The organism is Streptomyces sp. NPDC097617, assembly GCF_044761485.1.
Classification (GTDB): domain Bacteria; phylum Actinomycetota; class Actinomycetes; order Streptomycetales; family Streptomycetaceae; genus Streptomyces.
The window spans coordinates 26,806-38,673 of sequence record NZ_JBIWCL010000006.1 but is presented as its reverse complement, the minus strand read 5'-3'; the positions used below and the strand labels follow the sequence as shown (position 1 = coordinate 38,673).

General features: G+C 73.1%; 9 protein-coding genes and 1 pseudogene. 4 read left to right on the top strand and 6 right to left on the bottom strand.

Features of this window, described 5'->3' with window-relative positions:
• Nucleotides 1-50 precede the first annotated feature (50 nt).
• From ACIQZO_RS12785 to ACIQZO_RS12775, 3 genes are all read right to left on the bottom strand, one after another.
• Nucleotides 51-1,187 (bottom strand): ADP-ribosylglycohydrolase family protein, encoded by a 1,137-nt coding sequence (locus ACIQZO_RS12785; RefSeq protein ID WP_403625007.1) that lies wholly within the window; start codon nt 1,185-1,187, stop codon nt 51-53.
• Nucleotides 1,188-2,050: 863 nt separating this feature from the next.
• Nucleotides 2,051-4,642 carry a bifunctional FO biosynthesis protein CofGH gene (locus ACIQZO_RS12780; protein ID WP_403624348.1) on the bottom strand — a complete coding sequence of 864 codons (2,592 nt, stop codon included), beginning with the start codon at nt 4,640-4,642 and terminating at the stop codon, nt 2,051-2,053.
• A 51-nt stretch (nt 4,643-4,693) separates the two neighbouring features.
• A complete protein-coding gene (locus tag ACIQZO_RS12775) occupies nt 4,694-5,476 on the bottom strand; it encodes an SDR family oxidoreductase (protein WP_403624345.1) in 783 nt (260 codons plus the stop codon).
• 660 nt (nt 5,477-6,136) lie between these two features.
• On the opposite strand from ACIQZO_RS12775, the gene ACIQZO_RS12770 reads away from it, so the two are divergent.
• Genes ACIQZO_RS12770 through ACIQZO_RS12760 form a run of 3 tightly spaced genes read left to right on the top strand, consistent with a single transcriptional unit; the run spans nt 6,137 to nt 8,370 of the window.
• On the top strand, nt 6,137-7,567 hold the full coding sequence (locus ACIQZO_RS12770) for a diacylglycerol/lipid kinase family protein (protein ID WP_403624342.1): 1,431 nt from the start codon (nt 6,137-6,139) through the stop codon (nt 7,565-7,567).
• A gap of 24 nt (nt 7,568-7,591) precedes the next feature.
• Nucleotides 7,592-7,834 (top strand): amphi-Trp domain-containing protein, encoded by a 243-nt coding sequence (locus ACIQZO_RS12765; protein WP_403624339.1) that lies wholly within the window; start codon nt 7,592-7,594, stop codon nt 7,832-7,834.
• Between the two features lie 47 nt (nt 7,835-7,881).
• On the top strand, nt 7,882-8,370 hold the full coding sequence (locus ACIQZO_RS12760) for a hypothetical protein (protein WP_403625004.1): 489 nt from the start codon (nt 7,882-7,884) through the stop codon (nt 8,368-8,370).
• Nucleotides 8,371-8,392: 22 nt separating this feature from the next.
• Here the strand turns inward: ACIQZO_RS12760 and ACIQZO_RS12755 are convergent.
• Nucleotides 8,393-9,050, bottom strand: a pseudogene (locus ACIQZO_RS12755) (aminotransferase class I/II-fold pyridoxal phosphate-dependent enzyme); the annotation flags it as partial.
• Between the two features lie 170 nt (nt 9,051-9,220).
• Between ACIQZO_RS12755 and ACIQZO_RS12750 the strand changes: the two are divergent.
• Nucleotides 9,221-10,078, top strand: coding sequence for a hypothetical protein (locus ACIQZO_RS12750; protein ID WP_403624336.1), 858 nt, complete (start codon nt 9,221-9,223; stop codon nt 10,076-10,078).
• 229 nt (nt 10,079-10,307) lie between these two features.
• Here the strand turns inward: ACIQZO_RS12750 and ACIQZO_RS12745 are convergent, their stop codons facing one another.
• Together ACIQZO_RS12745 and ACIQZO_RS12740 are read right to left on the bottom strand one after the other, a co-directional pair.
• Entirely contained in the window at nt 10,308-10,517 is a 210-nt protein-coding gene (locus tag ACIQZO_RS12745; protein WP_403624333.1) for a DUF397 domain-containing protein, read from the bottom strand.
• A gap of 220 nt (nt 10,518-10,737) precedes the next feature.
• On the bottom strand, nt 10,738-11,622 hold the full coding sequence (locus ACIQZO_RS12740; RefSeq protein ID WP_403624331.1) for a helix-turn-helix domain-containing protein: 885 nt from the start codon (nt 11,620-11,622) through the stop codon (nt 10,738-10,740).
• Nucleotides 11,623-11,868: the final 246 nt, after the last annotated feature.

Sequence of the window (11,868 nt, the reverse complement as noted above, 5' to 3'; positions counted from 1 at the left end):
CGGGCTGGGTCCACGAATGTTGAGGGGGCGTCAGGTATCGGGGGTGCGGTTCAGCCGCGCGGGTAGCGGGCCAGCCAGCCCGGGGAGGAGGCCGTCGGGTTGTGCAGGCTCGGGCCCTGGGTCATCTCCAGCGCGAAGTCGTCGGAGATCTCCAGCAGTGCGGCACGGCCTTCGAGTTCGGCGAGCCAGGGGGCCGGGAGGGCCGTCTCTCCGTGCAGGGCGCCGAGCAGGGCCCCGCACAGGGCGCCGGCGGCGATGGAGTCACCGCCGTGGTTGACGGCGAGGCGCAGGCCCTGCGGGACGTCCTCGGATACCAGGGCGCAGTAGACGGCGACGGCGAGGGCGCCGGGGGCGCCGGTGGCGCCGGGGCCGTCCTGCGCCGGCTCGGCGGAGGAGGCGAGGGCCTCGACGGCCTCGGGGCCGGGAGAGCCCTGGGTGACCGCGGCCAGGGCGCGCTGCAGGGCGTCCGTGACGGGCTGGTGCCCGGGGCGGGCGCCCAGCAGGCCGAGGGCGCGCTGGACGGCGGAGTCGAGGGAGTCGCCGCGGATCAGGCCGTGGACGATGACGGCGACGGCTCCGGCGGAAAGGTTGGCGGTGGGGTGTCCGTGGCTCTGCGCGGCGCATTCGACGGACAGCTGGAGGACGAGGGCGGGCTCCCAGCCGACCAGCAGCCCGAAGGGGGCCGAGCGCGTGGCGGCGGCCGCGTCGTGGGCGGTGGGGTTCTTCGGCTGGTCGAGGGTGCCGAGGACATCGTCGGCGAAACCGGTCAGGCAGGCGCGGTGCGGGGCGCGGCGGGCGTAGAGCCACTCCTCCTGAGCGAGCCAGCCATTGTCCGTGCGGCGCTCGTCGGGGCCCCAGTCGTGCTGGGTGGCGGCCCAGCGCAGGTACGCGCGGTGGAGGTCGGTGGGCGGGTGCCAGGCGCCGGTGTCGCGGCGTACGTGGGCCCGTATCAGCCCGTCGACGGTGAAGAGGGTGAGCTGGGTGGCGGCGGTGACCCGGCCGCGGCGCCCGAGGGCGGGGGCCGGTCCGGTCAGGCCGTCCGGGCCGTGGGCCTTGCGCAGGGCGTCGAGGGTGAGGCCGGCGGCGGGTGCGCCGAGGGCGTCGCCGAGGGCGGAGCCGAGGAGGGTGCCGCGCACGCGGCTGCGGAAGTCCTGCTGGTCGGCGCGCCCCCAGAGTCCGGTGGCGATGCCCCGCCCGAGCGTACGGTTCGCCCCGGCGGGAGCCCGTCCCGCGCCGCCGCGGCCGGCGGCGGCGGTTGCCTGCCCGTCACCGTCACCGCCCCCGGGGCCGGAGCCCCCCACGGCGCCGGGGCCGCCGCCGCCCGCGGGGCCGGGGGGCGGGGTGGTGGCTGCGTGGTCGGGACCGCCCGCGCAGCCGTGGGCGCCCACCGGGCCGGTAGTGCCCGGGTCGATGGGGGCGCCCACCGGGCCGTGCCCGTCTGCCGGGTCCGGTACGGCATGGCCGTGCGGGGGCGCCGCGGGGCCGCCGTCCGGCGGGCCGGGGGGCGGGGCGGTGGCCGCGGGGCTGTGGACGGCCAAGGGGCCCGGGCCGGCTGCCGGGTGGCCCGGGACGGCGTCGCCGGGTGGGGGAGTGGTGCTCATGGCGCTGGCGACCGGGCCGGCCGGGCTGAGGACGACCAACGGGCCCTGCCCGGCCGCCGGGTGGCAGGGGGCGGCGGGGGCGCTGCCCGCCAGGCCCCCGCCCCGGCCGCCGGTCGTGTTGTTCGTACCGTTCACTGCGTCCATCCCCGGCACCGCGCCCCCCGCTGACCAGTCCCTCGATGCCGGCGTCCCTACCCGTACCCGCCGCGCACGCGAACCCGCACTGTAGTGGACAGGATCGGTCGAATCCGGAAGCAGTCGGCCAGTGGGCCGGTAAGTGAGCGGAGATCGGCCAGAATCCGAACACTTCCAGCCTCGACCCAGAACGTGGCACGTTTGCCAGTCGCCTTCGAGCTGGTCGCTGGTCGCTGGTCGCTGGTCGGCTGATCCGGCGGCACGCGCCACCGCGCAGGGGAGCCGGGCCGGGTCGGCTCCCCTTCCGCTCGCGCTCAGTCCAGTACGGGAAGCAGCTCCGGCAGGTGCCCGTCCGAGGCACGGGCCGCCTCCTGCCGCTCCTGCGGCACCTCGCCGTACAGCGTCGTACGGGCCTTCGCGGGCCGCCCGGCCGCCTCGGCGACGGCGATCAGGTCCTGCACCGACTTGTACGAGCCGTAGCTCGAACCGGCCATGCGCGAGATGGTCTCCTCCATCAGCGTCCCGCCCAGGTCGTTCGCCCCGGACCGGAGCATCTCGGCCGCGCCCTCCGACCCGAGCTTCACCCAACTCGTCTGGATGTTGGGAATGTGCGGGTGCAGCAGGATCCGGGCCATCGCCGTCACCGCGCGGTTGTCGCGGACCGTCGGGCCCGGCCGCGCGATGCCCGCCAGGTACACGGGCGCATTGGTGTGGATGAAGGGGAGCGTCACGAACTCCGTGAAACCGGCGACGTTGTTGGACAGCGCGGTCCGCTGGATGCGGGCCAGCGTGCGGAAGTGGCCGAGCCAGTGCCTCGGCTGGTCCACGTGCCCGTACATCATCGTGGACGAGGAGCGGATCCCGAGCTCGTGCGCCGTCGTGATGACGTCGATCCAGTCCGCCGTCGGCAGCTTGCCCTTGGTCAGGACCCAGCGGACCTCGTCGTCCAGGATCTCCGCCGCCGTACCGGGGATCGAGTCCAGGCCCGCCTCCTTGGCCGCCGTCAGCCAGTCCCGTACGGACATCCCCGTGCGGGTCGCCCCGTTGACCACCTCCATCGGCGAGAAGGCGTGCACGTGCATACCGGGGACCCGCTGCCTGACCGCGCGCGCGATGTCGAAGTACGCAGTCCCGGGCAGGTCCGGGTGGATGCCGCCCTGCATGCACACCTCGACCGCGCCCACGTCCCAGGCCTGGGCCGCCCGGTCGGCGACCTGGTCGAGGGAGAGGGTGTAGGCGTCGGCGTCCGTGCGGCGCTGCGCGAAGGCGCAGAAACGGCAGCCGGTGTAGCAGACGTTGGTGAAGTTGATGTTCCGCGTGACGATGTAGGTGACCTCGTCGCCCACGACCGACCTGCGCAGGTCGTCGGCGATCCGGCACAGCGCGTCCAGGGCCGGGCCGTCCGCGTGCAGCAGCGCCAGCGCCTGGGCGTCCGTCAGCCTCGTCGGATCGTCGGCGGCCTGCGCGAGGGCGCCGCGTACGTCGGTGTCGATGCGCTCGGCGACCATCCCGGGCGCCGCCGCCTCCCGCAGGGCGTCCCAGTCGCCGTACACGTCGTCGAAGTCGTCTCGGCGGTCGCCGGTGCGCCCCTCGGTGTCGATGGTGGCGTGCAGGTCCGTACGCCCGTACGCCGTGAAGCCCTCGTCCGGCTCCTGCCACGGCCTGCCCTCGACGGGCGCGGCCTCGTCGGCCAGCCCGGTCCGCGGATCGGCCAGCGCCCTTACGTGCGGCAGCAGCCGCGGGTCCAGCCAGGGCTCGCCGCGCTGGAGGAACTCCGGGTAGATGGTGAGGCGTTCGCGCAGCTCGAAGCCGGCGGCGGCGGTCCGCTCGGCCAGCTCCTCGATGTGCGGCCAGGGACGCTCGGGATTGACGTGGTCGGGGGTCAGCGGCGAGACGCCGCCCCAGTCGTCGATGCCGGCTCCGATGAGCAGCGCGTACTCGGCGTCCACCAGGTTCGGCGGGGCCTGGATCCGTGCGCTCGGGCCCAGGACGTGCCGGGCGACGGCGATGGCGGCGGCCAGCTCCTCCAGCTCCGCGTCCGGCATGCCGCGCATGGCGGTGTCCGGCTTGGCGCGGAAGTTCTGGACGATGACCTCCTGGATGCCGTGGTAGCTGCGCTGGACGCGGCGCAGCTCGAAGAAGGCGTCGGCGCGCTCCTCGTAGGACTCCCCGATGCCGATGAGGACCCCGGTGGTGAAGGGGACGTTGGAGCGCCCCGCGTCCTCCAGGACGCGCAGCCGCACGGCCGGGTCCTTGTCGGGGGAGCCGTGGTGGGGGCCGCCCGGCTCGGACCACAGGCGGGTGGCGGTGGTCTCCAGCATCATGCCCATGCTCGGCGCGACGGGCTTCAGCCGCTGGAGGTCGGACCACGACATGACGCCGGGGTTGAGGTGCGGGAGCAGGCCGGTCTCCTCCAGGACCCGGATCGCCATGGCGCGTACGTAGGCGAGGGTGTCGTCGTAACCGTGCGCGTCGAGCCACTCGCGGGCCTCGGGCCAGCGGTCCTCGGGGCGGTCGCCGAGGGTGAAGAGCGCTTCCTTGCAGCCCATCGCCGCGCCCTGGCGGGCGATGTCGAGGACCTCGTCGGGGGAGAGGTACATTCCGTGGCCGCTCTTGCGCAGCTTCCCGGGGACGGTGACGAAGGTGCAGTAGTGGCACCGGTCGCGGCAGAGGCGGGTGAGGGGGATGAAGACCTTGCGGGAGTACGTGATGACACCGGGCCGCCCGGCGGCGGCGAGCCCGGCGTCCCTTACCCGTGCGGCGGAGGCGGCGAGGTCCCGCAGGTCCTCGCCGCGCGCCTGGAGGAGTACGGCTGCCTCGGTCGCGTCGAGCGCGACGCCGTCGCGGGCCCGCCGGAGCGCGCGGCGCATCGCGTTTTCGGTCGGAGCGTCACTCGGAGTGGTCATGGCCCGAGCATACGATCCGATGTTCCGGCGGTGGGGCGGCTGTGAAGTGGCTCATCTCATCAGCTCACCCGCGTTGACCAGCAGTGACTGGCCGGTTATCGCCCGGGCCCGGTCGGAGGCGAGGAAGGCGGCGGAGTCGGCGACGTCCCCGTCGGTGGCCAGATCGGGCAGCGCCATCCGCTGCGTGAGGCGGGCGTGCACCTCGGCCTCGGGGACGCCCTCGGTGTGGGCGGTGAAGGTGACGAAGGCCTGCACGGGCGGGCCCCACATCCAGCCCGGCAGCACGGTGTTGACGCGGATCCGGTGCGGGCCCAGCTCGCGGGCCATGGAGTACATGGCGGAGGTCAGCGCCCCCTTGGAGGCGGCGTAGGCGGCCTGCTGCACCTCGTTGGGCGCGGCGATCGCGGACTGCGTCCCGATGATGACCACGGACCCGCCGCGCTCCTTGAGGCCGGGCAGGCAGGCCCGGGTCATGCGCAGGGTCCCCAGCAGATTGATGTCGATGATCTGCTGCCAGGTCCCGAAGTCGGCGTCCTCCAGCCCCCCGAAGCACGAGTCCCAGGCGGCCACGTGCACGACGGCGTCGATCCGGCCGAAGCGCGAGAGCGCCAGCCCGGCGAGGGCCTCGCACTGCCGCTCGTCACCGATGTCGGTGGCCCGGTAGGCGGTATGGGCTCCCTCGGGGTCGATCTCGGCGGCGGCTTTGGCGAGATTCGCCTCGGTCCGCGCCCCGAGCACGGCATTCCCGCCGTCCCGCACGACGGTGGCGGCCACCTGATGCCCGAGCCCGGCCCCGACGCCGGAGACGATGACGGTCTTCCCTTGCAGCAGCACGACGGAACCTCCAGGGCGCGGGACATCTGACGGCCCGTCAGGCTACGGCGTGACCGGGACACTGTGAAGGGGCGCGTCGCGCCCGTGGTCCCCTTCGCCGGGCCGGGCGGCACCCCGGAGGGACTCCAGGGCCGTCCTCGGCGTCCCACGCGTAGCGCCAGGTGTCCGGCTCGCGAGAGAGACGGGTCTTCTGCCGGGGAACGACGCGACCCAGTTCGTCGTGTTCGTAGCGGATCGAGCCGGCGCGGGTGATGCCGGTGCAGGTGCGCTCGCCGTGGGCCTCGGCGCCCGGGTGCCACGTCGGCCAGGAGGCGGAGGTCTGGTTTCCGGCGTCGTCGTAGGCATAGCGCTCCGACCGGTCGGTGGCGTCGACCGCTGTGACGCGGGCCGGCGGGGACGTCGTCGATCGCCGTGAGGGCGCCGTCGACGCGAACGCGGTCCGGGCCCCGTTGCGGTCGTCGAGCTGGGTCAGCCGGCCCTCGTCGGTGAAGTGGCGGACCTGACCGGACTCGGGATCGTGTTCCGTGCGGGTGCGGGTGCGGGTGCGGGTGCGGGTGCGGGCGCGAGTGCGAGTGCGAGTCCGCGTCCGCGTCGACGGTCGATGCGGTTCGGGGGATCATCGGAGGTGACCCCGCGGCACGAGCCGAGGACGTGAGGACCATGTCGCTCCCGGACCGATCCGGACCGCCCCGGCGGGCTCGGTGGTGGGCCTTGCTGGCGGTGGTCTGTGCGGTGCTCGCGGCGCTGACCCTGGTGGCCGAGGGCATCGTCGGGGGGCTGCTCGTCCTCGTCGTCGGGATCGCCGGGGCGGCGCTCACGGGCATGGGCACCTGGTGGGTGGTGTCCCATCGCGGGTTGGTGCGGCTCGTGGGAACCCTGCTGGTGGTGGCCGCGCCCGTGGCCATCCTGCGCATCTACGCCCGGGCGGACCTGTGGACCACCGCGCTGGTCGCCATCGCGCTCTGGGCGGCCGCCGTGGCGTGCGCGCGGACCGCGCTGCGCTCGGCGCGCCGGCCCGGCGGCATGCGGGCGGTCGTACGCGGTGCCCCCCGGCACCCCGTCCTGATCATGAACCCGAAGTCCGGTGGTGGGAAGGTCGGCCGGTTCGGACTCGTCGAGAAGAGCGAGGCGCTCGGCGCCCGGGTGGTGCTGCTCGACCCGGAGGTCGCCACGGACGTCGCCGCACTCGCCCGCCGGGCGGTGGCCGAGGGCGCGGACCTGCTCGGGGTGGCGGGCGGCGACGGAACCCAGGCCCTGGTGGCCGAGGTGGCGGCCGAGCACGACCTGCCGTTCCTCGTGATCTCCGCCGGCACCAGGAACCACTTCGCCATGGACCTCGGGCTGGACCGCGAGGACCCCTCCCGCTGCCTGGACGCGCTGGTCGACGGGGAGGAGCTGCGGGTCGACCTTGGCTTCGTGGGCGGCCACGCCTTCGTCAACACGGCCTCCTTCGGCGTGTACGCCGAGATCGTGCAGCGACCGGAATACCGCGACGCCAAGGCGGACTCGGCCCTGGCCGCACTGCCCGACCTGCTGCTCGGATACGCCGGCACCACCCTGGACGCGGTGACCGACGGCAAGCGTCTGGAGGCCCAGCAGGCGCTGCTGATCAGTAACAACCCGTACTCGTCCCCCGAGCCGATGGGCGCCCGCAGGTCCCGGCTCGACCTCGGGGTGCTCGGTGTCGTCGGGATCCGGGTGAACAACGCCGCCCAGGCGGCCGACGTCGCCCTCCGCGGCGCGCGGGCAACGGGCCTGCACGTGCTGACCTCCCGCCAGGTCGTCGTCGGGTCGGACGCGGAACGCATCGCGGTCGCCGTGGACGGCGAGGCCCTGACCCTGCCCACGCCGGTGACCTGCACCGTCCGTCCCGGCGCCCTGCGCGTACGGGTGCCCAGGCTGCGCCCCGGGGCGCCGGCGGCCGCTCCGCCCATGCAGTGGAGCGAGGTCCTGGCGCTCGCCTTCAAGCAGCGGCCGGAGCCGGTCCCGGCCGACGTCGCCCGGGATGCCCTCCCTGCGGTGCGGCGTCACAATGAGCCTTACCCGGCGTACCCGATGTACCGGACGTACCCGGCGCAACCGTGTTCGTAGCGGATTGGCGGAATGGAGACATCCGTGAAGGACCTCAAGTTCGAGCAGAAGCGTTCCCTCTCCCGCCTGGAGGCCGCCGACCAGCTCTCCGCGCTCGCGGAGGCCCTGCGGCACGGCGGCAACGCCGAACTGGAACTCGGCCCCGGGAAGATGAGCCTGCGGGTCCCCGACGAACTCCGCACCGAGATCGAGGTCGAGGTCGGCGACGGGGAGATCGAGATGGAGATCGAACTCAAGTGGCCCACCGCGCAGGCCGGGGCCGCGTGACAGTGCCCGCCCCGGACGGCCCGGAGCCGGCCCGGAAACGGGAGACCCTGCGGGCACGGGAGCCCGAGGCGGTGCGCGGCGACTACACCGGGGCCGTCTACGGCTCGCTGCTCGCCGCCTCCGTCGTGGTCGGGGCCGGAACGCTCGGCAAGTTCCCGCGCATCGAACTGGTCCTGCTGCTCCTGGGCACCGGCGTGGTGTTCTGGGCCGCGCACGTCTTCGCCCGCCTCTTCGGGGCCCGCATGGTGAGCCGGCTGAACTGGGACGCGATCCGCACCACCTCCCGGGAGGAGCGCCCGATCATCGAGGCGGCCGTGCCGCCCGCCCTCGCTGCCGCCATCAGCCCGCTCTTCGACCTGGGGCCCCAGGGCGTCGCCTGGCTGGCCCTCGCGGTGGCCCTGGTCGGGCAGGTCGGCTGGGCCACCCTGGCCGCCAGCCGCGCCGGCGCCTCGCGCCGGATGATGATGCTCGCCGGCACGGCCAACCTCGTCCTCGGGCTGCTCATCGTGCTGCTCAAGGTCGGACTCCAACACTGACGCCCTGGAGCCCCGATGCGGTTCAGTGATGAAGCTGCTCGGCCCCGTACTTCCCCGAACTTCCCCGTACTCCCGCGTACTCCGCCAGCGCCGCGCACAGGCGGCCGACGCCCTCGGTGATCTCCTCCGGGGTGTGCGTCGTGAAGTTCAGGCGCAGGGCGCGGGGGTCCGGGTCGGAGGCGAAGAAGGGCGCGCCCGGCACGAAGGCGACGCCGTGCGCGACGGCCGTCCCGAGGAGGGCCGTCGCGTCGTGCCCCTGCGGCAGGCGGGCCCAGAAGAACATCCCGCCCTCGGGCAGGTTCCACTCGCGGCCAGCCGGCAGGTCGCGGCTCAGGGCGCTCTGCAGGGCGTCGCGCCGCTCGCGGTAGGCCGTACGGACCGTGACTATTGTGGGCGTCGAGGTCCACGGCCCGTAGGTAGTGCGCCGCGGCCAGCTGGTCCACCGGGGAGGTGTGGAGGTCCGCCGACTGCTTGGCCACCACCGCGGCCCGCCGCAGCGCCGCCGGCGCCCGCAGCCAGCCGAGGCGCAGCCCGGGGGCCATGACCTTCGAGAAGCTGCCGAGCAGGGCCGTACGGTCCCGCGCCCCCGGGTGCGCGGCGAGCCACGGGATGTCGCGGCCCTCGTAGCGGAGGTCGCCGTACGGGTCGTCCTCCACCAGCCACAGCCCGAGCCGCGCGGCAGGCAGGTCGGCAGGCACGGCAGCGGACACGGCAGCGGACACGGGCAGCTCCTTCTGGAGGCGGGTGCGCGCATCGTAGCCAGGGAAAGTTGTATACGGCATGTATGTATCGGGAGGTGGACGCTTCCCGACCCCTCCCCATCTGATGCCGTATCAGATAGACCGTTCCCATGACGACAGGAGAGCAGGACCCGCAGCAGGACACCCGCGTCGACGACTACGCCGAGCTCGCGGCCGTCGGCCCCTACGGCGTCCGCCCCGGCCATGCGCTGATCACCATGGTGGAACCGCACCCGGGCCACGAGTACGCGTACAACCGCTGGTACGAGGACGACCACTACTACGCCGGCGCCATGGCCATGCCCTGGATGTACGCGGGCCGCCGCTGGGTGGCCACCCGGGACCTGCAGGAACTGCGCTACCCCGAGAAGTCGGCCGTCGCCCAACCCGTCACCACGGGCTGCTACATATCGACGTACTGGGTCACCGAGGGCCGCTACGACGAGCACATGAAGTGGACCGTCGGCATCAACAAGCGCCTGAACCGCGACGGGCGGGTCTACCAGGACCGCACCCACGTCTTCACGTCCTTCCAGGACCATGTGGCCACCGTCTACCGCGACGGCGCCGCCGGCCCGCGGGACCACCACGCCCTCGACCACCCGTACGCGGGCCTCGTCGTTCAGGTCGTCGACGCCGACGGGCCCGAGCAGCGGACCGAGTTGCTGGAGTGGCTGCGCTCGCGCGCCCTGCCCGAGCGGCTGCACGGCGGTCCCGCCGCGATGGTGACCGTTTTCCGCCCCACCCCGCTGCCCGGCGACCGGATGACTTACGTCAAGCAGGTGGAGGGGGTCGACACCCGCCTCACGCTGCTGTGGTTCCTCCAGGAGGACCCCCGGACGTGCTGGGACCGCTTCCAGGGGCTGGACGCGGAGGTCGCGGAGGTGGGGCTGGGACGGGTGGAGTTGGTGGCGCCGTTCGTCCCGACGGTGCCGGGGACCGACCGTTACGTCGACCAACTGCGCTGAGGGAGCCGGCCGCGGGCGCCGCGGGCGTGGCCGAGCCCCCTCGGCCAAGACGGCGGGTCGGTCGAGAGGGCCCCAGTCAGTGGTGCGGGTGGTGCGGGTAGTGCAGGTGATGCGGGTCGTACAGGTGTTGCAGGTGGTGCGAGTGGATCAGCAGCCGGTCCCGCCTGTGCTGGATGCGGGGACCGAACGGTAGGAACAGCGAGGATGGTTGGGACGGGCGCCGTGATGTTCAGGCCAGACGTCCCAGCCGACCTTCGGAGACATCGGCGACGAACGAGGTCCAGGAGCCGGGCGCGAAGGTGAGGGACGGCCCGTCCTGCACCTTCGAGTCGCGGACGGCGATGGCCTCCACGACAGGGGACTTGACCTCGACGCATGCGCCGTTGGCGGAGTAGGAGGACTTGATCCAGTTGGTCGTGGCGCCCTGGCGAATAGCCATGTTTTTCTCCGGTGAGCGAGTAGTGCCGGTAGATCCGGTGTCCTGTCGGCCACTTTTCCGGCCGACCTGATCGACGCTACCGGCCTCTCCTGACGGGTGAAGGGACCATTCACCCGACCGGGTGGCATATTCCATTCAAGCCTTCTGTGGCTGGGGAGTGACGGTGTACCGTACCGGCCCACTTGTCGCCCGCCCGCCGGAGATCGGTCGAACCCAGCCTCTATGCGCCCTTGTCGGCATATTCGTTGATGATCCCCGAGATGAAGTCGCGGGTCTGGTCGACGTTGAGGGCCTGCGCGCGCAGGTGCTCGTACATCACGCTGTACTTCTGGACGTCGTTGGCCTTCTCCAGGTACAGGTCGCTCGTCACGCCCTCGATGTAGACGACCGTCGAGTCGGACGCGTCGGGGAACTCCAGGATCGCGTACTGCCCATTGACGCCCGGATGCGCGCCCAGGTCGAAGGGCATCACCTGCACCGTGACGTGCGGCTGCTCCGACTGCTCTATCAAGTACTCCAGCTGCCGGATCATGAGTGGGGCGTCGCCCACCCGGCGGCGCAGCGCGGCTTCGTCGATCACCGCCCACAGGCGCAGCGGCCCGAGCTCCGGATTGTTGTTGTCCGTCTCGGAGAGCCGCTTCTGGCGGTGCATGCGGACCTGGACGCGCTTGTCCACATCGGCCGGGGCGGTCTCCGGCCACGCGCCGCGCACGAGGGACTGCGCGTACTCGGTGGTCTGGAGCAGCCCCGGGATCACCAGGGGCTCGTAGGTGCGCAGGCTGGCGGCGTCCGTCTCCAGGCCGATGTAGACGCTGTACGGGATGTCGCCGAAGGCGTGCCACCAACCCTGCTGGCGGGAGTCCTTCGCCATCTGCATCAGCGAGTCGATGAGGCGGCGGTCCTCGACCTCGTAGACGTCGCACAGGTCGCGGACGTCGCGCTGGCTGATGGAGCGGCGGCCGTTCTCCAGGCGGCTGATCTTCGACTGGGAGACGAGGAGGCGCTCGGCGACCTGTTCGGCCGTCATGCCCTTGTCCTCGCGGAGCTTGCGCAACTCCATGCCCAGTCGGCGGCGTCGGACGGTGGGATTGACATTGGACGCCACGTGAACGGCACCTCCGCCTTCTTCTGTCGTTGCAGCTGTCTCTCTGCGTATCTGGTGTTGAGCAGACTGCCACCGAAGCGGGCGGCGCCGCTGGGGAACGGCCCGGAAACACAGACGCGCGGGGGGGGGGGGGGGGGGGACCCCGCCCCCCCCCCCCCCCGCGGGGGGGCCCCCCCCCCCCCCCGGCGCGCCCCCCCCGGGGGGGGGGGGGGGGGTGGGCGGGGGGTGGGGTGGGACCGGGGGGAA

Excerpts from the sequence above, each read along its gene's own strand:
- ACIQZO_RS12770 (WP_403624342.1), top strand. The coding sequence starts at position 6,137 with ATGTCGCTCCCGGACCGATCCGGACCGCCCCGGCGGGCTCGGTGGTGG.
- ACIQZO_RS12750 (WP_403624336.1), top strand. The coding sequence starts at position 9,221 with ATGACGACAGGAGAGCAGGACCCGCAGCAGGACACCCGCGTCGACGAC.
- ACIQZO_RS12780 (WP_403624348.1), bottom strand. The coding sequence starts at position 4,642 with ATGACCACTCCGAGTGACGCTCCGACCGAAAACGCGATGCGCCGCGCG.
- ACIQZO_RS12745 (WP_403624333.1), bottom strand. The coding sequence starts at position 10,517 with ATGGCTATTCGCCAGGGCGCCACGACCAACTGGATCAAGTCCTCCTAC.